Source organism: Lactococcus termiticola (genome assembly GCF_003116835.1).
GTDB classification, from domain to species: Bacteria; Bacillota; Bacilli; order Lactobacillales; family Streptococcaceae; genus Lactococcus; species Lactococcus termiticola.
Genome location: NZ_BFFO01000002.1, coordinates 64,197 through 87,729, shown reverse-complemented (window position 1 = coordinate 87,729; position 23,533 = coordinate 64,197). Strand labels below are relative to the sequence as shown.

Annotated in this window: 18 protein-coding genes; all 18 read right to left on the bottom strand. The window is 49.1% G+C overall.

Annotated elements, in window-relative coordinates; translation table 11 throughout:
* Positions 1-47: 47 nt before the first annotated feature.
* A complete protein-coding gene (gene hpf, locus NtB2_RS01825) occupies positions 48-602 on the bottom strand; it encodes a ribosome hibernation-promoting factor, HPF/YfiA family (protein ID WP_109245242.1) in 555 nt (184 codons plus the stop codon).
* A 118-nt stretch (positions 603-720) separates the two neighbouring features.
* Positions 721-3,171: an ATP-dependent Clp protease ATP-binding subunit gene (locus NtB2_RS01820; RefSeq protein ID WP_109245382.1), complete on the bottom strand. Its 2,451-nt coding sequence runs from the start codon at positions 3,169-3,171 to the stop codon at positions 721-723.
* On the bottom strand, positions 3,161-3,613 hold the full coding sequence (locus tag NtB2_RS01815; RefSeq protein WP_109245241.1) for a CtsR family transcriptional regulator: 453 nt from the start codon (positions 3,611-3,613) through the stop codon (positions 3,161-3,163). Before NtB2_RS01815 ends, NtB2_RS01820 begins: the two co-directional genes overlap by 11 nt.
* Before the next feature lie 491 nt (positions 3,614-4,104).
* Positions 4,105-8,046, bottom strand: a complete 3,942-nt coding sequence (locus NtB2_RS01810) for a KxYKxGKxW signal peptide domain-containing protein (protein WP_109245240.1) — start codon at positions 8,044-8,046, stop codon at positions 4,105-4,107.
* A gap of 432 nt (positions 8,047-8,478) precedes the next feature.
* Positions 8,479-8,829: a type II toxin-antitoxin system RelE/ParE family toxin gene (locus tag NtB2_RS01805; protein WP_109245239.1), complete on the bottom strand. Its 351-nt coding sequence runs from the start codon at positions 8,827-8,829 to the stop codon at positions 8,479-8,481.
* A complete protein-coding gene (gene relB / locus NtB2_RS01800) occupies positions 8,819-9,106 on the bottom strand; it encodes a type II toxin-antitoxin system RelB/ParD family antitoxin (protein ID WP_109245238.1) in 288 nt (95 codons plus the stop codon). Before relB ends, NtB2_RS01805 begins: the two co-directional genes overlap by 11 nt.
* A gap of 108 nt (positions 9,107-9,214) precedes the next feature.
* Positions 9,215-9,688 (bottom strand): transcription elongation factor GreA, encoded by a 474-nt coding sequence (gene greA, locus NtB2_RS01795; RefSeq protein WP_109245237.1) that lies wholly within the window; start codon positions 9,686-9,688, stop codon positions 9,215-9,217.
* Positions 9,689-9,727: 39 nt separating this feature from the next.
* Positions 9,728-11,587, bottom strand: a complete 1,860-nt coding sequence (gene mltG, locus NtB2_RS01790; RefSeq protein WP_165814933.1) for an endolytic transglycosylase MltG — start codon at positions 11,585-11,587, stop codon at positions 9,728-9,730.
* 156 nt (positions 11,588-11,743) lie between these two features.
* Positions 11,744-12,301, bottom strand: a complete 558-nt coding sequence (rpoE, locus tag NtB2_RS01785; RefSeq protein ID WP_109245236.1) for a DNA-directed RNA polymerase subunit delta — start codon at positions 12,299-12,301, stop codon at positions 11,744-11,746.
* A gap of 601 nt (positions 12,302-12,902) precedes the next feature.
* Positions 12,903-13,415, bottom strand: a complete 513-nt coding sequence (locus NtB2_RS01780; RefSeq protein ID WP_109245235.1) for an adenine phosphoribosyltransferase — start codon at positions 13,413-13,415, stop codon at positions 12,903-12,905.
* A 15-nt stretch (positions 13,416-13,430) separates the two neighbouring features.
* Entirely contained in the window at positions 13,431-15,653 is a 2,223-nt protein-coding gene (gene recJ, locus NtB2_RS01775; RefSeq protein ID WP_109245234.1) for a single-stranded-DNA-specific exonuclease RecJ, read from the bottom strand.
* Positions 15,654-15,949: 296 nt separating this feature from the next.
* On the bottom strand, positions 15,950-18,355 hold the full coding sequence (locus NtB2_RS01770; protein WP_109245233.1) for a carbon starvation CstA family protein: 2,406 nt from the start codon (positions 18,353-18,355) through the stop codon (positions 15,950-15,952).
* Between the two features lie 136 nt (positions 18,356-18,491).
* Positions 18,492-19,124, bottom strand: a complete 633-nt coding sequence (locus tag NtB2_RS01765) for an NAD(P)-dependent oxidoreductase (RefSeq protein WP_109245232.1) — start codon at positions 19,122-19,124, stop codon at positions 18,492-18,494.
* Complete coding sequence (locus NtB2_RS01760) at positions 19,121-19,546, bottom strand: hypothetical protein (protein WP_125194932.1); 426 nt, start codon at positions 19,544-19,546, stop codon at positions 19,121-19,123. Before NtB2_RS01760 ends, NtB2_RS01765 begins: the two co-directional genes overlap by 4 nt.
* Before the next feature lie 250 nt (positions 19,547-19,796).
* On the bottom strand, positions 19,797-20,369 hold the full coding sequence (locus NtB2_RS01755; protein WP_125194930.1) for a TetR/AcrR family transcriptional regulator: 573 nt from the start codon (positions 20,367-20,369) through the stop codon (positions 19,797-19,799).
* Complete coding sequence (asnS, locus tag NtB2_RS01750) at positions 20,370-21,713, bottom strand: asparagine--tRNA ligase (protein ID WP_109245229.1); 1,344 nt, start codon at positions 21,711-21,713, stop codon at positions 20,370-20,372.
* A gap of 183 nt (positions 21,714-21,896) precedes the next feature.
* Complete coding sequence (locus tag NtB2_RS01745; protein WP_109245228.1) at positions 21,897-23,087, bottom strand: pyridoxal phosphate-dependent aminotransferase; 1,191 nt, start codon at positions 23,085-23,087, stop codon at positions 21,897-21,899.
* On the bottom strand, positions 23,084-23,533 hold the full coding sequence (locus NtB2_RS01740) for a cell wall elongation regulator TseB-like domain-containing protein (protein WP_109245227.1): 450 nt from the start codon (positions 23,531-23,533) through the stop codon (positions 23,084-23,086). Before NtB2_RS01740 ends, NtB2_RS01745 begins: the two co-directional genes overlap by 4 nt.

Here is a 23,533-nt window from a genome sequence, read left to right as displayed (position 1 = left end):
ACACGATTTATTATAGAGCCGAAATTCCCCAGACCCTCAACATGGCTTTATTCGGTCTCGATAAGACCAATGTTTCCATCAGTACGCTTGTAAACCACATTTGTACCGTTGGTATCTGCGTCAGTAAAGACATAGAAATCATGTCCCAGCATGTCCATTTGGAGGACTGCTTCTTCTGCGTCCATTGGCTTCAAGGCCAAATGCTTGGTGCGGACGATTTTCACATCATCTGCGATTTCATCTGCGGCATCAAGCGGTGCAAACTCATCTGCAAAGGCTTGGCCGGTCGGTGTGCTCAGCTTGTTCTTACGGTTCATCCGCGTCTTAAACTTCCGCACTTGACGTTCCAGTTTTTCCTCTACAAGGTCGATGCTGGCATACATATCTTGTGAAGTATCCTCTGCCCGCAAGGTTACGTTCTTCGCAGGGATAGTCACTTCGACCTTGCTGCGTTTTTCTGTGTAGACCTTGAGGTTGACATGTGCTGTCACATCATGACCGTCGTTAAAATATTTTTCGAGTTTGCCAATCTTGTCTTCAACATAAGTACGAATCGCCTCTGTTACTTCGACATTTTCGCCACGAATATTAAATTTAATCATATAGGGATACCATTACGGCCCTGTTATCGAGACTGTTCTACTTGGAGCTCTCTCGCTAACTTTAAGAACCGTCCTTCCTTTATTTCTAATTAAATTATAACATGAAAGGGCTTTATATTCAAACAATATGAGAGATTCTAATCTTTTTATTTGCTGCACCGATAGAAATCTTATCGCCCGGCTTGATATTGCCAGCAATCAACTCTTCACTGAGGCGGTCTTCAATCTCAGACTGGATAGCCTTGCGAAGCGGTCTCGCACCGTACTCAGGGTCAAAGCCCTTTGTAGCAATATGCTTGTAGGCTGCTGTTGTAAATTTGACCGAAATCTTTTGAGCCTTAAGCCGGTCAACCAGGCCACGGGACATAATCTTGAGTACCTGATGAATCTCGGCCTCCGTCAATGAATGGAAGACAATCGTCTCATCAATCCGGTTGAGGAACTCCGGCCGGTAGTGCTTTTTGAGCTCTTCCATAATCCGAGCCTTCATGGCAGAATAATCCGCCCCAGCAGACTTGGCCCCAAAGCCGACGGTATGGTCGTCTCGGATGGCTGTAGCTCCCAGATTGCTGGTCATGATGATAATGGTATTTCTGAAATCAACCTTGCGACCCTTGGTGTCAGTCACAAAGCCATCGTCCAGAATCTGCAACATGATGTTAAAGACGTCTGGATGGGCCTTTTCGACCTCGTCGAGCAGGACGACAGAATAAGGATGGTTGCGGACCTGCTCGGTCAGCTGGCCACCTTCGTCATAGCCGACATATCCTGGAGGGGCCCCAATCAAGCGTGAGGTCGAGAATTTCTCCATGTACTCAGACATGTCGACCCGGATCATATTGTCTTCAGAGCCGAAAATGCTGGCAGCGAGTGCCTTGGCGAGCTCGGTCTTACCGACCCCCGTAGGCCCTAGGAACATAAAGCTTCCCATAGGCCGCTGAGCATCGGCAATCCCAGAGCGGGAGCGACGAATAGCTCTGGAAACCGCTGAAATCGCTTCTTCCTGGCCGACGACCCGCTTGTGGAGCTCAGCCTCGAGCTTGAGGAGTCGGTCGCTTTCAGACTTGGTCATTTCTTTGATCGGCACGCCTGTCAGATTGGAAACGACAGCAACGACGTCTCTAGCTTCAACAAGAGAGAAATCGCCCTCTTTGACCCTGAAGTTTTGAATCTTCTGGCCCAGTTTTTGAGCCTTGAGCTCTAATTCGTGGCTCTTTTTCATGTCAAGCTGGCTCAGGGCTTCTGCCAGCTCATTTTCAAGCAAGTCAAAGTCATGAGCCATGTCAATCCGGCCCTTGTGGACATTCTTGACCTTGATTTTCACGGCGGCAGCCGCCTCATCAAGCAGGTCAATGGCCTTGTCAGGCAGGCGACGGTTGGTCATGTAGCGGGTCGAGAGGCTCACGGCAGACTCGATAGCTTCATCTGTGAAATGCACTTGGTGGTAGTCTTCAAACTTAGTTTTCAGACCATTTAAGATTTTGATGCTGTCTTCTTGAGAAGGCTCATCCACATTGACCTTGGCAAAACGCCGGTCGAGGGCCTCGTCTTTTTCGATGTATTTTTGATATTCATTGTAGGTGGTCGCACCAATCAGCTGGAAGGCACCACGAGCTAGGGCTGGCTTCAAGATATTAGACGCATCTGTGACCGAATCCATCCCGCCACCTGCACCAATGATGGTATGCAACTCATCGATAAAGACGATGACCCGAGGGTCATTGGTCACTTCCTCAACGATGGCTGACATCCGGTCTTCAAACTCGCCCCGGAACTTGGTCCCAGCCACGACATTAGCCATGCTCAGGCTCATGACCCGGCTGCCCATGAGGCCGACGGGCACATCACCCGTTGCAATCCGTTGGGCAAAGCCTTCAACGATCGCGGTCTTGCCGACACCTGGCTCGCCGACGAGGACGGGGTTGTTCTTGGTCCGTCGGCTCAGGATGTGAATCATCCGCTCCAGCTCTTGCTCCCGGCCAATCATCGGGTCGAGCTCGCCTTCTCTTGCTGCCAGGGTCAGGTCGGTGGCGACTGTGTCAAGGGTCGGTGTCGTCGACTCAGGCGAGATCTTTTTAGCCAAGTCCCGCTTACCTGCTGGGGTCACGACCTTGCGGGCTTGGGGCAACTCAAAAGGCATCCGGCTTTCCAGCTCCTTCATGATGCCGTCAACATTGACATTTTGTGCCCGGAAGAGCTGTTTGGCAAAACCAGCATCATCTTGGAGGATGGCAAAGAGCAGGTGCTCAGTCCCGATTTTATCAGAGCCATTATTTGAGGCCAGACTGGCCGCAAACCAGACCAACTTCTCTAAGCGTGGTGTCATGTGGATCTCAGACTTTTTCACATCGACAAGACTGGAGAAGTCTTCGAGGTCAATCAGGAGGTCTTCGAGGTCCAGGCTTGATTGGCTGAGGACGGTATTGGCAATCGAGCCAGGGACTGTCATCAGGGCTGCTAAGACATGGGCAGACTCCATCTGGGCATAGTGGTAGATTTTTGTATATTCTAAGGCCTTTTCCATGACCTCTTTTGCTGCTGTTGTAAAGTGCTCAGTTTCAAATTTCATCATCGCGGTCCAATCTTTGGATAATTTTCTTGAGCAGGCTGGCCCGCTCGACTTGGTCAATCGCCTCGTCCGTCAAAATCAAGAGGAGGAGATTGCCCTCACGCTCTGTCAGGACTTTTTCATCAAATAAAAGCTGGATGATGTCCTGGCAGGCCTTGGCGGTCAAGTTCATGGGAATCTTTTGGTAGAGGCCGGTCAGGAAGTCATGGAGGCCGGAGTACTCATATTTGACAATCTTGATGTAGCCACCGCCACCTCGCTTGGACTCGACGTCAAAGCCTTTTGAGGCTGTGAAACGGGTCTTGATCACATAGTTGATCTGTGAGGGGACCACGTCAAAATGCTCAGCCAGGTCAGCCCGCTTGATTTCTATCTGATTGGCCTCCTCGAGAAGCTTTCTCAGGTAGGCTTCTATGATGTCAGAAGTATTTTGTGAAGACATAGTTTCTCTTTTCTTGGTTTTTGACCATTATTGACCATTTTCTCAAATCATGGGCAAAAAATCAAATATAATCGACGATTTTAGCTGTCGTATTCCGTTTCAGAAATCTGGGAAAGATGAAGTGGGGCACGCAAGCAGACAGCTTCGCTGTCTCATTGCTAAATCTGAAGCCCACAGGTCTTCAGCTTTGCCTTGTTCCACTTCATTTTCCCAGATTTCTTCCACTCCATTCAATACCTGAAAATCTATTTTCTCAAATCTCGAACATTCCACTCTCTCTATTCATCGCCAAGTGCAAATCGTTTTCCTATCATAGACATTTTTAATATAATATAAGTATGAGCGACGGGCCCTTATTCTCAGTAAAAGGCGGGTTTGATTTGAATCATTCTTTTTGTTACACAAAAAAGAAGCCAGCTTAGTCAGCCGGCTTCTTTTTTATTTTTCTTTGCTTCTTCTTTTATAAAAGATAAATAGGAAGAGGAGGATGTTCATGACTTATCCTCCTTTCGCCGGCTACCAAACCAGAGGAGGGCAGAGGCGGCTGCTGCGGCTGTCGCGACCATAACCAGGCCGACATAGCCCTCACCCCCAGCGTATGGGAGCTTGAAGTCAGTGACCGTGAGGGCGGTCGTTGCTGTCTTCGCGTCAGCAGTCAGTTGTGATGAACTGAGCGACTTCACGAAGTCGCCGACCGTGCCACCCGCATGGCTGGTCAGCCAGCTCTGATAGTCGACCACACCTTGGGCAGTCAGTGCATAATGGGTCAAGGTGTACTGACCAGCGACCAGACTACCTTTTGGCAGGCTGGTCGAGCTATTTCCCGTCCAGACTTGAGTGCCTGCAGCGTTGCTGATGATGGCACCAATCGGTTGACCATTGACAGTTGTCGTCGTGCCGCTCGTCGCGTCAGAGTTGGTCGTGCTGGTGATGTCTTGGCTTGGCTGGTAGTTTTGAGTGGCAGCGATATGGTCACTAGGCTTGGCCGTGATGGCTGTAGCCTCACTGACCTTGATTTGCGTGGTTGAGCTCACCGTATACTTGGCAAGATCGTCTTTTGAAAGGCCTTGGATATAAGTTACAATTGAGCTTGCACCACTGGCCTTAAAGGCTTGTAAACCATTATAGTTCAGTGCGTAGAAGGTCTCAGTATAACTTCCAACAGGGAGCTTGAGACTTGTCGCACTCTTCTGCCAGATGTTAGTCGAGCCTCCTGAGATATTCGCCACCACATCGTAGCCATTGATCGTAGCGAGATTGCTATCGTCATTTTTCCCGTCCAGGTCAATCGCTTTAGTGATGTCTGATGACGGTGTATAGACGGTCGCAGGGGTAAAGTTGCTCGTTGCTGTCGTCGCGTTTGAGGCAAGCGCAGTATTATCTGCCACTAGATTTAAGGTCACGGCCTGCTGGATGCTGTTTGCTGTGCCAAGGGCCACTTTTGGATTAGCGGCGAGCAGGGCAGCAAAGCTTGAATAGGTCGTTGAGCCCAATGTGTAGCCTGTGACGAGGTACTTATCGCCCGACTTGCTGTCCACGTAGGTCAGTCCGTCGCCAGATGGATTGGACAAGCTCACTGCAGGATTGGTCGAGGCCTTATTGATGGCATCGATCAAGTTGCTTTGGTAATTGCTTGTCCCAGAACCACCGGTGACGGATGTCGTATAAGTCGCCAGCTTGTTGATATTGAGCGGGTCGGCCCCATTGACAGCGACGGACCACTGGACATTGACATTGTTCAAGGCCAGTTGGAGATAATACTGATTGCCGCCGGCTGAGTAGACCTGGTACGGGAAGACGGCATTCGTGCCGTTGGCTACTGCCGTGGCAATCGGATTTCCTGTCGCAGCAGTGCCCGCATAGATGCCTTTGATGTAGTAGCCCGTAGGCACTGTGAAGGTCGGAGGGCTGATGGTTGATGCCGTTGCCCCCGTCGAGGTCTGCGTTGCTGGTGCTGCTGGTGGGCTCGTGATCGTTGGGTCATAGCCGTAGCTAAAGCTTGCAGTCTGGGTCAATGGCGACAGGGCCAGCGTATAGGTATTGTTGGCCGTAGTCGCTGCGACCACTGGTTTCGTTGCTGCAAAGTTGCTTAAGGCCTGGCCTGCTGATGTGCCTGAGGCGACCAGCGTTCCTGAGCCAGTGCTAGGGTTGTAATTTTGATAAATACTTGAAATGTAGTAGCCTGCTGGCACCACAGCTGAAATCGCAGAACTATAGTTCTTCAGATTCGTCGTGGCGCTGAAGTAGGCTCCTGTGATGACACTGCTGTCAGTAGTGAGGCCTGAGGCCCCGTAGCTGAGGTTTTGAGGGAGGACGCTTGTCGTAGTACCGTTCATGCCTATCCAATTAAACGTAACAGTCTGAGGACTTGCTGTAAGCACGACTTGGTAGTCATTGGTTCCAGCAGTGTATGTCCCCGGATTTGACGTGTTTGATGTAGCAGTCAAGGTGCCGTTAGCTGTCGCTGCAATTGCTTGTGCTAAAGTGCTATAGAGCGTGCCGTTAGGTGCCTTGTATTGGGCTGTATAACCAGCTGGAATAGTCACCGTTGGTGCTGTGAGCGTTGCGCCGGTCTTACCAGTCACCGAGCTGATGGCTGGCAAGCCTGATGGAAGATTTGTTCCTGAGGCTGCGGCGTAAGTGAAGTTGGCTTGTTGGTTATTGGCTGCTAGGATGACTGTGACGGTATTGCTGTTATTGCCAGTAACTTTGTAAGCAGGGAAGGCTGTTTGGAGGTCTGTTAAATTGCTGTAAGAGCTTATGGTTGTGCCATTATTATACAAATAGCCTGTAATGCTGTAACCCGCTGGCGCCGTGAAGGTTGGGTATTTACCTGTTGTTGAATCTGTGATTGCTCCGTCTGTGACACCCGTTGTTGTTTGTGCTGCAGGAAGAGCCACGCCGTTAGGAAGGTTTGGCGCTGTTGCACTTGTCGCACCCGGAGTGTTTGCTGTGTCCCAGTTGTAGTTGAAAGTTGCGCTTTGTTTGTCTGGTGTATAGTATATGTTCAAAGCGGCTAGGCCATCTGCAGTTGCCACTGTTGAACTTTTTGAGCCTGGGTCGATAGTATAGCCAGGTAAAGTAGCAGGGCCGACATAGTCATATAAATTTCCATCATCAGGACTTGTAGGTACTGTTGCATAGGCCCCAATTTTAGACATCACATTGGCTTTGATTGTTGCTGCAGGCGCTGATGAGATATTTGTGTTGCCGTAAGCGTTTGTCACTCTACTTTGGTAGTTCACCTTGACCGTAGTCTGAGGATTACCTGTGATAGTGCCATTGAAATTAAAACCGTTACCTGATGTAGCTCGTTGTCCGTATTGATTTGTTTGAAAACTCGCTCCCATTTTCATTTGGAGGGGCATTACCATCTTTGAATAGGTTAAGGTGTAGTTATTGATCGAAACTGTCAGTGTGCCTGTGATAGTCTGCGTGAGACTGCCTACTTGATTAGCCGTATTAGTAGATGTAGGAATATCTGGTGACCAGTTGATGGACCAAGGTCCGTCATCATTTGCTGTCGATATCGCACTCCCCCCCACAATACCTGCATCAGTACTTGGGCCGGGGGTCGTATTAGCAGTAGTAGATGTGTTTGTTACTGAAGCCCCGCCCCCTTCCTTGACTAGAGTGCCACTTCCATCCGTTGTACGAATTGTTGCTTTGGCACCTGGGTAAGATTGTTGCCCTGCAACTGAAAAGGTCCCATTACCACCAGAATAAAGTAAACTACCGTCATTATAGTCTCCACTATTACTATTGTAGTAGAAATCCCGCCCTGCAAAGACGGCATTTTTTATCCCTTTAATCCCTAAACCACCATAGGCATCGGTGCTATCACTTAAAGAGGTTTGAATCTGAGCGTCCGTCGTTGCGACTGGAACAAAGAATATGCCTTGGGCATCCCCCGAAGCCCCTTTAGCCGCAAAACTCATACTAAAGGTATTCGCCATATTAATTGTGGTGGAATAAGTATCATACGTATATATTGGCTTAGTGGCTGCATTTGAATTAGGGCCATTATTAGTATTGTTTAACCAAGTACCACTACTCCAAGGTGATGGGACTGGGTAGTTTGGATCTGAACTGTATGCATTTCCCCATGCGGATTGGTCCTCTGTATTAATGGGTTGAAAGGTCGAAATCGAAGGGGTATTTATTGACTGCCCTGGCGAAATGGTCCCTGAGCTTTGCGTTGTCGCCTTTGCCACAGTCGGTTGACCAACCTCCCCCAGAAAAGGCAGTGCCATCCCCTGCATACTTCCCGCCAACAGCGTCAACGTCGCCGCAGCATAGACCCAAGTCTTACCAGACTTCCAAGCCTTAAACTGCGTTGCCTTTTCAGTCGTCATCGCCTTGTTCAGCTTGGCATTCAGCCTCGCATCATGCTTAAACTTGAAGTTTTTTCGGTCATGACGAAAATCAGCCATTAGCTCTTCCCCCTTTCCTCGACGATTTTAATATTTCTATCTAATTTAACTTCTATCATTTTGACACAATTTAATTTTTTTTGTATAGTCTAGTGATGATGTTATTCTATTTCTATTATAGCATTTTTTGGGATGATATAAAAGATTTTTCGGGAATATAAGCTTTTTTTGTATAATATATGATTTTTAATAGAAATATAATAGATTTTCGAAAGATATAAGGCCTTTTAACTCCAATAGTTAGATTTTACTTCCTGGTTAGTATGAGTTTACTCCTTTAATTCTCCTATCATCTCTAAAGAAAAAAGCACCCTATCCATTAGGATAGAGCGTCGAGCATGTTTACAAGAAAATCTTCATAATCCAAGCTTGCAAAACTTTAATGTTTGATTGGATTTTATTTTGAAGCTCATCTATCATTTTTTCTCTTAACTATTTTCTTCTCTTCAAATATCCTACCCAATCAGATTGAGTTGGGTAAATATCAGAAATCAAGACTACTCCATTCCCAGCTTCATCCTTTTCATCCAGCAGCTGATAGACGGCAATGAATTTCCCCAAAATCATCCCCCTGCTAACAAAAGGCGGCAAAAGGCTAATCCCAAGTCGCTCATCGATGTCAAAGCCCATTTCTGGAAAATCAGATAGGGCTTCTAAAGCAAGAAAGATTTCAGCAATGATTTTCCTAGCAATACTCTCTGAAGCACTCAGCTCTATGATTTGCTTGAATATGGCATCCGTCTTTTCCAAAAATTTGGGAGAATATTTAAGCTTATAAACCATAACGCTCCTTCACTTCTTCGTGACTGAGGGCCTTCCCTTCTTTATATTGTTGGTAGCTTTCTTCAATCCCAGCCTTTAGCTCATCGATAATCTTTTGACGCTTCCTGTCTTCTTTTGTCTCAAAAGGGATGTCATGCGTTTCAACTACCGTTTGCAAGAACTCGTTCATGATTTCTGTCAAATTTGAATTTTTTTCTTCAAATACTTGTCTAGCTTCCTGCACCAATTTTTGATCCGTCTTGAAGCTCACTTGAAAGTTTTTAGCGATATTTTCCATGATAAGACCTCCTAGATACATTTGATTATATCAATATAGTCTCATATAGTCAAAGCTCTTGATTTTCAAAATATATTCAAATAAAAAAACAGCTCAAAGCTGTTTTCCTTACTTCACCTTAACAATCTTAACCTCAATCTCCCCAACAGGAAGCGGAATTTTCAAGGTGTCCCCCGTCTTCTTCCCAATCAAAGCCTGGGCAATCGGGCTTTCATTAGAGATCTTTCCTGCAAAAGGATCAGCCTCAGCAGTACCAACGATTTGATAGGTTTCTTCTTCATCCTCGCCAATCTCTTGGAAGGTCACGGATTTACCGAGGGCGACTTCATTTTTAGCGGTCTTGGTATTGTCGACGATGTCCGCATAGCGGATCATGGTCTCGACGGTCGAGATGCGGCCTTCGATGAAGGCTTGTTCGTCTTTGGCTGCTTCGTATTCTGAGTTTTCAGAGAGGTCGCCGTAGCTCCGTGCGACCTTGATGCGGTCGATGACTTCAGGACGTTTGACGAGTTTGAGGTCGTCGAGTTCGAGTTTGAGTTTTTCCAAGCCTTCTTGGGTCATTGGGAATGTTTTTTCTGCCATATCATTTTTTGCCAGCTTCCTTGAGCCAGCACTCCTTTTTTATTGTTTTAATTTGTCATTCACATAGGTCTGGACATTTGCATTTTGCTCTTCAAGCGTCTTAGCAAAGTAGACCTTACCAGTCGTCACATCGGCAACAAAGTAAAGGTTGTCGGTATGCGCAGGACTGAGCACCGCCTTGATAGAAGACAGTGATGGGCTGTCGATAGGACCAGGGCCCGTGCCAGTATTGGCATAGAGGTTATAAGGCGAAGCCAGGCTCGTGTCGACCGTCGCATCATCCTTGAGCGTGGTCTTGTCCCCCAGCTTGTCCTCTGCGTAGAGGATAGATGAGTTTGAGTCAAGCGACATGCCTTGGGCAATCCGGTTAAAGAAGGTGCCTGCGACATTTCGTCTGTCATCGTCGTTATTGGCCTCTTTTTCGACCAGGGCGGCCAGGCTCAGGATCTCATTGACCGATTGGCCGGACTGGCTGATCTGGTCATAATAAGGCTTGAGCTGTTCATTGGTCGCAGAGAGCATCTGCTCGATCAAGCTCTCAGCCGTGGTCTCCTTAGAGTAGTCATAGGTCGCAGGGAAGAGGTAGCCCTCAAGCTGGTACTTGACGCCTGTGTTCTTGGCTGGCAGGCTCTCGAGGAGCTTTGGAAACTCGGTCTTCATCTTATTGATAAAGCTTTCGTCCTGTGCCGCCTTCATAAAGGCCTCTGTGCTGATGTTGGTCTTGCCGTTTTTCTTGTCGGCATCGACCGTGACTTGCTTGGCAATCTGTGCCAGCGTAAAGCCTTCAGGAATGGTAATTTTACCAAGGCTTGGTGCGACAGCTTGCTTTGTACCGCCTTTTTCAAGGTTGTTGGCAATGTCTTCTAGGCTCATGCTTGGTGAGAGGTTATAGAAGCCGGACTTGAAGCCGGTGTAGTTTTTGAACTTGGTATAGTACTGGAAGATCGTGCCATTCTTGATAATACCGGCCTTTTCCAGCGAGAGACCAATCTGCTTAGAAGACGAGCCCTCGATGATATTGACCGTCTTGTAGGACTTGTCCGCTGAGTTCAGAGGCTGGAGGCCAGCCTTGACGTAGTTGTAGCCATAGAAGCCAGTCCCTGCGATGAGCAGGATGAGGATGACGGCGATGACCGCAATGATACGGCCGGCGGTCATCCGTTTTTTCGGTTTTGACTTTTTGCTTTTCTTGGCTTTGGGGCCGTCGCTCGACTCTTCTGAACTCCGGGCCCGGCGTTGTCTTGGGCTGGCTTCTTCAGCTTCAAGAGCCATCGCCTCACCGGCGACGGCAGTCGCTTCTTCAGGAGCCTTGAGCGCTTCGACTGCTGGGATTTCCGCCTCTTCAGGGTGGACTTCTAGGGCTTCAGGCTCAGTGACCAGCTTGTCAGCTTCATTTTCAGCCCGCTTGGCCCTTCTTGAATAGCTCTGGCCCTGGTGTTGCATGGCGATAGCTTCCAGCTTTTCACGGAGGCTGCCGTATTCTTGCTCTTCAGCAAGCACTTCTGGCATTTCCGCCTCTTGGGCTTGGGCTTGGGCTTGGGCTTGGGCTTGAGCTTGAGCTTCGGCTTCAGCTTTGGCCTGGGCCTCTGCTTCTTCTTTTTCCCTAAACTTCATCGGGTCTTCATCCAGAGGAAAAGCCGCCAGCATGGCCTGGGCCTCTGCCTCACGGGCTGGGATTTCATCTTCAATGGGCTGGGTAAAAGGCGTCGCAATCTGCCGGGGCTCGATTTCAGGAAGCTCTCGCTTCTTGATTTCGCTAGGCATGACGGCTTTTTCATTTTCTTTAGAGTAGTTTTCAAAGGTGCCTTCACTCTTGGCCTTGTTGGCCTCTTCGAGTTCACGAAGAATCCGGTCCTTGAAGCTTTCTCTTGAAAATTCTGTGGTGTCTTTATCTGACAATTTTGGCCTCCATCATTGGGGGATATTCATTAATCTACTTTATTTTAGACCTATTTTTAGGCTTTAGCAAGCCTTTTGCAAGGCAAAAAAAGTATTTTATTATAGGGCAAAAGCGAGGCGACCCTCGCTTTATGCTCTGTTAATCTTTCACTAAGCTTAAGAATCCACTTCGTCTTCGTCTTCGTCGATGTCGTCAACCTCATCGATTTCAACGCTTTCGTCGATGTCGTTTTCGTTCAATTCCACTTCACTGAGCTCAGAATCATAGGCCTCGACTTCAGATTTTTCATCGTCTGGATTTTCATCGTCGTAAGTCATATCATCTTCACTGTCATCAGTGGCTTCATCTTCTGGGTCCACTTCGTCTTCGATACCGAAGGCATTGATTTTACTGCGTTTCTTCACTGGAGCATCATCGTCTTCGAGCTCATCGAGGGCAATAACTTCTTCATCGATTTCATCGATGGCATACCATGAACGCAGGGCCCAGATGTTATTACCGAGCGGGATGAAGCTACCGTCTGTATTCATTTCAGTATAGAAACGAGCCACATTGGCCTTGATGTCAGCGTCAGACTTTTGAAGATAATCTTGAACCGTGTTCAAGATGTCTTCAAAAGACATCTCCTTGCCTTTTTCTTCGAGGAGGGCATGAGCGACCTCAATCATAGAAAGTTCTTGGATGTTTTGTCCATCGAGTGCTTTGATTTTCAAGTGTAATACTCTCTTTTCTGATTTTTCTTTGTCTATATTATCTCAAAAACTTGATTTTGTCAATAATTATAGGGATTTGGTGGCCCTTCCACCTGCCGGTCGGCAACCGCTTTGCGGATGGGGATATTTCTAATAATGGGTGCTCGGGGAGCTAGCTTCGACTATTTCTAAGCGTCTCTTAGTCTCCCTACGGGAGCCGTCTAGCCACTAAGAAATAGTACTTGCGGATCTCCCCTGTGCGAAACATACGACAGCAAAGCTATCGATGTTTCCATTATTAGAAAATCCCCTTGGTCAGGGCTTCGCCCTCGCCTTCGGCGAAAGCTTCGCTTCACTTGTGCCTGGGCTTGGGCTTTGTCCGTTGGCTTGAATTTATTTATTTTAATAAAACAAGTAGTGACTTACTTGCACTGCTGGACGGGTTAGTTGCTTATAAAGACAGTGCTACAGTGGAGCTACGGAATTGAAATTTATCCGCCGTGAAAAAAGGCAAATCTGGAGACCTTTGGGCTCCAGATTTAGCGATGAGACGCCGAAGGCGGCTGCTCGCGGCCTCACGGCCGATAAATTTTAATTCCGTAGCGAAACGACTCAACAGGCATTAATAGTGCATCAACACCTTATAATCATAATCACCAATCCGCTTGCGGCCTTCGAGGTCGTCAAGTTCGATGAGGAAGGCAAGGCCGACAACGATACCGCCCATTTGTTCGATGAGTTCGATTGTCGCCTGCATGGTGCCGCCAGTGGCAAGCAGGTCATCGACAATGAGGACACGCTGGCCTGGCTTGATGGCATCAGCGTGCATGGTCAGTGTATCTGTGCCGTACTCTTTTTCGTAGTCGGCAGAGATGACTTCACGAGGCAGTTTGCCTGGCTTGCGGACTGGGGCAAAACCTACACCCAGTGCAAAGGCCACAGGACAGCCGATGATAAAGCCACGGGCCTCAGGGCCTACGACCATGTCGATTTCCTTGTCCCGTGCATATTGGACAATTTCAGTGGCAGCGTAGTTGTAGGCATTGCCATCTGCCATCAGAGGCGAGATGTCACGGAAGATGATGCCTTCTTGTGGGTAGTCTTTGATACTTGCGATGTAGTCTTTAAGTTCCATTTTTCCTCCAGGCTTTTATGCCTTGTTTTTTAATTCCTTGTAAATCTCCGCAACAGGGCTCAGGGCAAAGAAAGCTTGCCTTTTCACTGTCTCTTGGAGGGCTTGATAAATCTTGCTTGAGCTGATTTCACGGTGTTCGGCCTCTTTATTGACCGTCATGATGCCATCGTCAATCTTGACAAATTCTAATTCTTCAAAAATTTGAATCATCTTAATCATGAGAAGATCTGGAATCTTGAGATAGCTCGCCAAGGCTCTGAGCTTATGGCGGACATCAAATTCCGGATACTGGTAGATGGCCTTGTAGAGCCGGGCAAACTCTTCCCGAGTCCCACCACCAGAGAGGTAGTAGGCCTGCTTGACCTCATTTTTGAAATAAATCAGGCTGAAGTCTTGCTGGTCAAGAAGGCTTTTGAGGCTCTCCATATCGGCCTCCGTCTCCGGTGCCTCAAGTAGAACAAGCACATCTTCCATTATATCATGTTTGTCATTATTATTCTTAAAAAGCGTTGCTTTTTCAGGAATGTCAAACTGCCGGCTCCGAATATCAATCAGTTCGACCCCGTCAGCCTTGGCGTCTTCGACCATGAGCTGGAGGCTGGTGTTGCCATTCCAAGTGTTGCTCGACAAGGTCACTGCCAGCTTGGTCACTGCCTGCTCAAACTCCAGGCTCTCCTGGCCATGCGAGAAATAGACAGCATCATGCTGGATACCTGCCTGCTCAACCTTGAGCTTGAGGTGGCTGTTGTCCTTACCCATCTGCCGGCTCTGAGCGACTTTATAGTCCTCAAGTAAAAAGCGGGGCTTGGGATTATCCATGCCATAAGGGGCAAGGGCTGTGAGGCCTTGCAGGGTCTCAAGGCTCAGCTCTTGAAAGTCGAGTTTGCCAGACAGCTCAAGGCGACTCTTGCCCGCCATATCAATATTTTGCTCTGCGATATAGTCAATCATGGCTGACTTGACCGCCTCGATATTCTCCAAAGCAATGGTCATCCCTGCCGCCTGCTTGTGGCCTCCAAAAGCGACAAATAGCTCACGGTGGGCGTCCAGGGCCTCAAAGATATTGTAGGCCTCAATCGAGCGGGCAGAACCCCGCAGGAGTCCATCTTCTTCAGCCAGCATAACGACCGGCTTATGGAGCTGTTCCAGCAAACGTCCGGCCACAATCCCGAGCACGCCCTTGTGCCAGTCCTTGTGATAGAGAATCTGGACGGGTTCCTCTGTAATCATCGTCAGGGCCTGCTTGTAGATGCTGTCGACGATTTCCTTGCGTTCTGTATTTTTTTCATCAATCATCTGGGCAATGCCAGCGACCTCGTCTTCATCCCAGCCGGTCAAGAGCTCAACGGCAGGATTGGGGTCATCGAGACGGCCCAAGGCATTGAGCCTGGGGGCAATCTGAAAGCCGACCGTTTCTTCATTGACATCTTCAGGAGCCGTGCCAGAGAGCTTGAGGAGCTCTTCTAAGCCGACCCGCTCGGTCTGCTTGAGGACCTTGAGGCCATGAGCCACAAGAATCCGGTTTTCATCGGTCAGCGAGACCATATCAGCAATGGTCCCAATGGCCACCAAATCCAGCATTTCGCTTGGAATATATTCCAAGAGGGCACAGGCTAGCTTGAAGGCCACGCCCACACCAGCCAGATATTTGAAGGGATATTCAGAGTCGGGATGCTCAGGATGAACGATGGCAAAAGCCTCAGGCAGGACTTGGGGCATGCTGTGGTGGTCTGTGATGATGACGTTGACACCGTGGGCTTCAGCCCACTCGACCGCCTCATTGCCAGCCACGCCGTTGTCGACCGTGATAATCAGGTCGATGGCCTCATTTTCGATGAAATACTTGTAGACATCGAGATTTGGCCCGTAGCCGTCTGTGAAACGGTTGGGCAGGTAGACCTGAGCCTCAGCCCCCAGCTCATCCAGGGCCGACTTCATGACCGAGCTCGCCGTCATCCCGTCAGCATCGTAGTCGCCGTAAATCAGGATATTCTCGCCGTTTTCGATGGCCTCTAGGATCCGAGCCACCGCCCGCTCCATGTCATGGAGGAGGAAGGGATTGTGGAGCTTTTGGAGGTCAGGATTTAGAAAGGCGTCTATCTCTTCCTCTTCTCTGATGCCCCTTTGCCAGAGGAGCTGGCTGGCCAGCTGGTCGAGTTTATATTTTTTAGTTAACTTTAGAAAGCCGTCAGAAGGGGATTCTTCAAGGAGCTTCCAGTCGTATTTCGCTTTAATCATCGTCCTTCATTTTAACACATTCTTAGACTTATGGAAATGGAAAGTTTTTGGCATGAAAAAAGGCTATCGCTAGCCTTTCCCTGGTGGATTTTTAGGTCGCTCGCTCGACCAACACAGCTAAACACTGCTAACATTTTCGGGATTTTAGACGCCCGCCCGTCTCAACCACGTCCATGACGCTTAATACTTGCGAGTCTTTAGTGCTCCACCGACACTGCCAGAAAGAAATATTTTACATTTCCTTTCCTCACTTATATTCTATCAAAAGCTGGTGCTTCGTCCAACTGAAATACATATCAGCTGTCAGTTTTCTGGGCATTTTTGACCTTCAAAATCTTGTGCTCCAGTGGCGTTGCCCAGAAGCTTGAAGTCTCGTAGAGTTTGGATTCTACGAAGGCTTCTTCAGAGCTATAGGCATCGCCAACCTGCTTACTGCGAAGGACCTGGACGACCTTCACCACTGCAATAACGAGCAGGACGGCCACACAAAGCAGGAAGAGAATAGAGAGTGAACCCTGAATCATCGAATTTCTAAAAGTCGCCTGGGCATTGACCAGGGCAGTCCCCGTCACGCTATGACTGTCAATCAGCTTCTTGGCGGCATTACCTGCTGCAAAATAGCCGACATTAACATCGCTCGAGAAAATCTTCTGCCATGAGGCTGCAAAGGTCACAAGGACATCCCAGACCAGTGGAATCGCCACAATCCAGAGCCACTTGACATAGCCTTTTTTAACCACCATGACGGCAACGACTGCCAGGGCCACCGCTGCAATAAGCTGGTTGGAAATCCCAAAGAGGGGATACATGATCCGGATCCCGCCATTAGGGTCAGAAACACCCATGAGGAGGAGGGCTCCCCAGACACCGACGATGACGGCTGTCGTGATGATTTTACCCGGCAACCAGCTCTCGTCGCCCAAACGCTGGAAGGCCTTCCGCTTCCGAGAACGCAGGACGTCAGTCAGGAGGTAGCGGGTAGACTTGGTCGCTGCAGAAATCGCACTCAGGATAAAGAGGGCCTCAAACATGATGGCAAAGTGATACCAGAAGCCCATCATCTGATTACCACCAATCAGTGGCACTTTTTGTAAGATATTGGACATGGAGACGGCAAGGGTCGGTGCCCCACCTGTCCTTGAGACGACGGATTTTTCTCCGACGTCAGCGGCTACAGCCTTCAGTGCTGCTTCGCCAGTCTGGCCTTCCCACTCGATGGTCATGGGCTTGCCGTCGGGTCGCATTTCTATTTTTGGAATGGCGAGGGCAGCATTGTGCTCAGCTGCGGCTGCAGCGACTGCTGGGTCATTGGACTTGGTCGCTGCTGGATTAAATTGTTGACCGACCAGCTTTTGCATTGAGGCCGCTGGTGTATTCATAGAGTAATAAATCCCAGGATTGAGTGAAATCGCAGCAACCAGGGCCATAATCGCTACAAAACTCTCAAAGAGCATCCCACCATAACCAATCATCCGGGTCTGAGATTCCTTCTTAATCAAGTGAGGCGTTGTTCCTGAAGACATCATGACGTGGAAGCCAGACAGGGCACCACAGGCAATCGTCACAAATAAGAAGGGAAAGAGGGAGCCGGCAAACACTGGCCCTGAGGTATTGTGGGCGAAGTTTGTCACAGCTGGAATGGTCACATCAGGCCGGACGCCGACCACAGCAACCGCCAAAATCAGGATGGTCCCGATTTTCATAAACATAGAAAGGTAATCCCGAGGGGTCAAGAGAATCCAGGCAGGAATAATGGCCGCAATGAAGGTATAGGCCATGACCCACCAGACGAGGGCACCCTGAGAAAGCGTGAAGATATGGGCAATGGTTGCTGTCTCAGAAACCCAACGGCCACCGAAAATCGCAAGAAGCAGGAGGATAAAACCGATGATAGAGACTTCATTGACCCGACCAGGCCGGATGTACTTGAGGTAAATCCCCATGAATACAGCAATCGGAATGGTCATCCCAATAGAGAAGACCGCCCATGGCGAATCTGCCATGGCTGTGATACAAATCAGGGCCAGGACAGCTAGGACAATCATGGTCATGATAAAGACGATGAATGAGGTCAAGCCGCCGGCAAAAGGCCCAATCTCATCCTTGGCCATAGCCCCAATAGAACGGGCTCCACGACGGTGGCTATACCAGAGGACCAGCATGTCTTGGACACCTCCGGCAAGAATCACACCAAAGATAATCCAAAGGGTACTTGGCAGATAACCCATCTGAGCAGCGAGGACTGGACCGACCAAAGGCCCAGCCCCTGCAATAGAAGCAAAGTGGTGACCAAAGAGGACGACCCGGTTGGTCGGATCAAATTCCTGGCCGTCATTGTGGACCTCGGATGGGGTTGCCCTCAAGTCATTAGGACGCATGATTTTCCGCTGGATATAGAGGGCATAAAAGCGGTAGCCGATAATATAGGAGCAGACTGCTGCGACCACAAACCAGATGGCATTGATGGTCTCGCCCTGAGCTGTCGCAATCAGAGCCCAGGCTGTCCCGCCTAGCAGGGCAACGAGGACCCAAATGATGATCTTCCATGCCTTCATCTTGGGCAGTTGCTGTTTCCAGTCCTTGACGGTCTCCTGGACATCGACCTGCTTGAGGTCGCGGAGACCTACGATTTTTCCTTCCGAATTCCTGAGGATGAATAACTCTTCTTCCTCGGAGAATTCTGGGACTTCTTTTTCTTTCATTAAAAATTCTCCCTTTTTAGTATTTTTATAATAAAATCGCTTACAATTGAATTATACTCCTTTAGATTTCTTTCAGCAAGGGCTATCTTAATTAAAAATTAATAAAAAGAAAAAGACAGTCTTTACTGTCTTTGGTCTAATCAAAAACAAAGCGCTTCTTAAAGCTCGTCTCATCATCAATCATCCGGAGCATCTCGCTGGCAATGAACTCCCGATTGACAGGCTGGGGGAGGCCAGGTACCTTATAGCCCGAGCTGGCATCAATCAAGCGGGCCGGCCCGTAATCCCTGTCGTCTTTGAGGACCCCAGGATGAAGCGTTGTCCAGTCGAGCCCACTCGCCCTGAGCTGGCCTTCTCCTAACTCATAGTCCTTGAAGGGTGACGAGAAAATGCTCTCGACAGCAAACTTGAAGGGATAAGAGGCGTTTTTTATCGTCTCGCCCACGCCCAGGGCGGAGAGCCAGATGACCCGCTTGATCTGATGGACCCTCGCTAGCTTTATCACGCTTTGAGCCGCCACTGTCATCAGTGGCTGGCCCAGACTGTGGATTGAAGCCGACAGGCAGACCAGGATAGCCTCACAGCCCTCTGCTGCTTCGAGCATCTTTAGCTCATCATTCAGCTCGCCTGCGACAAGTTGAAGATGGGGTCTTGCCGCTAACTTTTCTGGCGACCTTAGATAGGCGACGACTTCATGGCCTTCAGCGATGGCCCGGCGGATGATTCTCTGGCCAGTTCTGCCACTTGCCCCTAAAAGTAAAATTTTCATTTTATTTCTCCTTTTGTTTCTACAAGCTGTTTGACAGCCCCTAACATCCTTTGAAAGGCAAGCTTTGTCACTGTTTTCGCAATGCCTATCACGACAGGATTTAGCGCTTCTTCAATAATGAGCTCCTGGCTCAGGAGTTGGCTTCCTTCATCTTCCGACAGTTTCCAATCAATCTGATAATTTAAGTCCGCTGAAGTCGCCTGATAAAGCACGCCGTCAGCCTGGCTTTTAATCGTCAGCAACTCCTCCTGCACATAGGCCGAAGCATTCCGCTTGACCCTGTAGCTTCCGCCAGCCAAAGCCTCCATCGCAATTATCTCCTTGTCCCAGCTGAGAATCGCAGGGAGCTGAGTCAGTGCCTCAACAATCTCCTCCCGGCTCGCTCTAATATTTAGAGCATTTGTAAACATCGATTTGGCCATCTGCATAACCTCTTTCTTGTAGCGCTCTGCTACAGGTCCATTCTATGCTTTTGTCAAGGCTTTGAGCCTAACAAGGGGAGGACAGGCTGTCAGGTAAATTTTGCCAAGTGAGCTGACCAAACTTGAGTTTCAACAACTGAAGAAGGCTCCGCTTCCCTATCCAAAGCTTTTTGAAAAGCTTTGACCCTCAATGCTCACTACAATCGCATGTCTGTCTCAAAGCTTAAATCAAAAAAAGCCTGACATCATGTCAGCTTTTTCCAATCAAATCCAAACTTGATTTCCCCAACAAATCAAGAAAACGAGGGGCAAAAAGCGAAGCTGGCTCGACCTTCTCAGAGGTCAGCCAACTCGCCACAATCGCAATGACCTGTCGGACCAGCAAATCCGACCGGAAGCGGTCGCTGAGCCCCGTCTCATTAGGAAAGTCCTTCAGATAGGCTTCGACGTAGGGCAGATAGGTCCTCTGGGCAAAGTCAGACCAAGAGGCGGCGATCACCTTGCTATACAAGAGCTTGAGCCAGTCCCGCTTTTCATAGAGCAAAGGCAGGATTTCCTGGGCAAAAAAATCAAAGAAATCCTGCGACTTGTCGCCTGCAAAATAGGCCTGTATCTTGAGCTCACAAGGACTGCTGACCAGCTCAAAAATCGTCGTCATCAAATCAGAAACACTGCTAAAATGCTTTTCATAGATGCTCTGTCTGCGAATCCCGACTCGGCCCGCAATCATCTCCATGCTGATTTTCCTGGGCTCATCGACTTCGTCGACAAGCATAAAAAAGGCATCCATAATCTGCCTTTGTCTATCGGATATTAATTTCATTTATGGCTTAATCCGGTTAATCATCCGAGGGAATGGAATCGCCTCACGGATATGCTCGGTCCCTGCCATGAAGGTCACCATGCGTTCAAGGCCAAGGCCAAAGCCGGCGTGTGGCACGCTGCCGTATTTACGGAGGTCAAGGTACCAGTCATAGTCTTTAGGGTCAAGGCCAAAGTCGATGATCTTTTGCGTCAAGACATCATAGTCGGTCTCACGCTCAGAACCACCGATGATTTCCCCGTAGCCTTCTGGGGCCAAGAGATCGGCACAGAGAACCCGCTCAGGATTGCCAGGGACTGGCTTCATGTAGAAGGCCTTAAAGCTGGCTGGATAGTTGATGACGAAGGTTGGCACACCATAAAAGTTTGACAACCAGGTCTCATGCGGGCTACCGAAGTCATCGCCGTGCTCGACATGCTCGTAGTCAGTGTCTTCGTCAGCTTCATGGGCCTGGAGGAGGTCGATGGCATCATCGTAAGCGACACGCATAAATGGCGTATCAACATACTTCTGAAGGAGGCTGATGTCACGTTCCAGGACTTCCAAAGCGTAGCTAGCATTGTCCAAGACACCTTGAATCATGTGTTTCACATAGGCTTCTTGGAGGTCCAGTGATTCATCGTGGGTTACGAAAGGATACTCTGCATCCATCATCCAAAACTCGGTCAAATGGCGACGGGTTTTAGATTTTTCCGCACGGAAGACTGGTCCAAAGTCAAAGACGCGGCCAAGGGCCATTGCACCAGCTTCAAGGTAGAGCTGGCCGGATTGTGACAGAAAGGCTGGCTTGTCAAAGTAGTCGGTCTCAAAGAGCTCAGTCGTATTTTCAGCCGCATTACCTGAAAGAATCGGGCTGTCAAATTTAATAAAGCCGTTTTTATCAAAGAAATCATAGCTTGCGTAGATGATGGCATTGCGGATCTGCATGATGGCCATCTGACGCTTGCTGCGGAGCCAGAGATGACGGTTGTCGAGCAAGAACTCGACCCCATGGTCTTTTGGCGTGATCGGATAATCGTGCGAAGTCCCTATGACTTCGACGTCGGTCACATCCAGCTCATAGCCGAATTTAGAACGTTCGTCCTCTTTGACAACACCAGTCACGTAGACAGAGGTTTCCTGGGCCAGGTGCTTGATTTCATCAAATTTAGCAGTCCCTTCTTCTTCGCCATATTTTTCGATGAAATTTGGCTTGAAGACAACCGCCTGGAAGAAGGCCGTCCCATCACGGAGCTGGAGGAATTGAAGCTTACCCTTACCAGACTTGTCAGAGAGCCAGGCCCCGATTTTAATTTCTTTTCCAACGTAATCTTTGACGTTGATGATTGATACTAATTCTTTCATTTTTTATAGGTCTTTCTATAGTTGATAATTGATTTAGGGCTACTGATGATATAGCAGGTCGGGTATCCAGCAAGCTGGGGCCTCACAATGGTCTGCATCATAATTCGTCCCTTGGACTTTCCTTCTGGCATTGCGTTCATCAGCCATTCAGGCAAAGGCTTGATACAAGAATTCCATCTTACCTTATTGCCTGCTTTCCATCCAGGCCTTAATCCGCCTGACCGCCTCCAATAGGCTCTCCATATCCGTCGCATAACTCAGCCGAACATGGCCCTGAGCCCCGAAGCCAGCCCCTGTGACCAAGGCCACGCCAGCTTCTTCGAGAATCGCCGTCGTAAAGGCGGTCACATCGTTAAAGCCGGTTAGTCTCATCGCTTCTTCCACTTTTGGAAAAAGATAAAAGGCCCCGTCCGGCTTGATGACTTCAAAGCCTGGAACTTCTTGGAGTAGGGGATAAATCCGGTTGAGTCGCTCTTCAAAGGCCTGTCGCATGCTTTCAACGTCCTTAGAGACCGCCTGGCCAAAAGCTTCAATGCTCGCATACTGGCTGACCGCCGTAGGATTTGAGGTCGTCTGACTAGCAATCTTCGCCATGGCCCCAATCAGCTCAGGATCGCCCACAGCGATACCTATCCGCCAGCCGGTCATGGCAAAGGTCTTTGAGACCCCGTTGATGACGGTTGTCCTAGCCCTGATGTCTTCCGAAATCGAGCTCATCGCTGTGAACTCAGCCCCATTGTAGACCAGCTGATGATAGATGTCATCGGCTAAAATCAAGAGGTCATGCTCGACCGCCCAGTTAGCGATGGCCGTCAGCTCTTCCTTAGAATAAATCATGCCGGTCGGATTTGACGGTGAGTTTAAGAGCAGGACCTTGGTCTTGTCAGTCCTTACAGCCTCAAGCTCGTCAGCCCTGACCTTAAAGTCATGCTCCTGCTTGGCCTCGACAATCACAGCTTTTCCGCCCGCCATCTTGACCTGGTCGACATAAGAAACCCAGTAGGGGGCTGGGATGATGACTTCATCGCCAGCATCCAGCACAGTCATAAAGTAGGCATAGAGGGCAAACTTGGCTCCAGCCGTGACCAGGACCTGATTTTCATTGACCGGATAGCCGTAATATCGCTCCCAGTAGCTCGAGACGGCCGTCTTGAGCTCGGGCAGTCCTGAAGCCTGGGTGTAGAAGCTGGCCCGACCGTCTTGTATGGCAGAAACTGCCGAATTAGCAATCGCCTCAGGTGTCTTGAAATCTGGCTGGCCCAGCGTCAGGTCGATGATATCACGGCCTTCAGCCTTCAGGGCCTTGGCCCGGCTTGAGGCCGAAAGGGTCACTGAAGGTTCCATTTTTAAGACAAAGTCAGAAAGTTTTTTCATGAGGTCATGAGCTCCTTTCCAGTCTTAAAGTCGTATAGCGCAAAGCCTGACTTATTGTTGACCTCCCAGGCCGGCTGATTTTGATAGCTGGCAAGGACTATCGAGGTGGTATCGCTCTTAGTAAGACTTTCTGGGTCGACCCCCTCGCTCAGCTTGACCTGAGTGATTTTAGAGCCTTCTTTAGGAATCAAGACACCGAGCTTTTCGCCACTAGCATCCGTCCCCTCGATGGCATAGACCGTCTCATCCGTCGTTGCAATATCAAAGGCCGTGACCTTTTTCAGCTTGCTCGCTTTCTGGGCAATGGCGATGGCCTCGCTTCTGGCATTATGATAAGGCAGGCCTGCCTTCCAGATAAAAAGGCTGACAGCAATGAAGAGGGCCAGTATCAGCACCAGTGCCCCAATAATCAACTGCATGGGCCTGGTCATTCTTTTTTCTTTCAT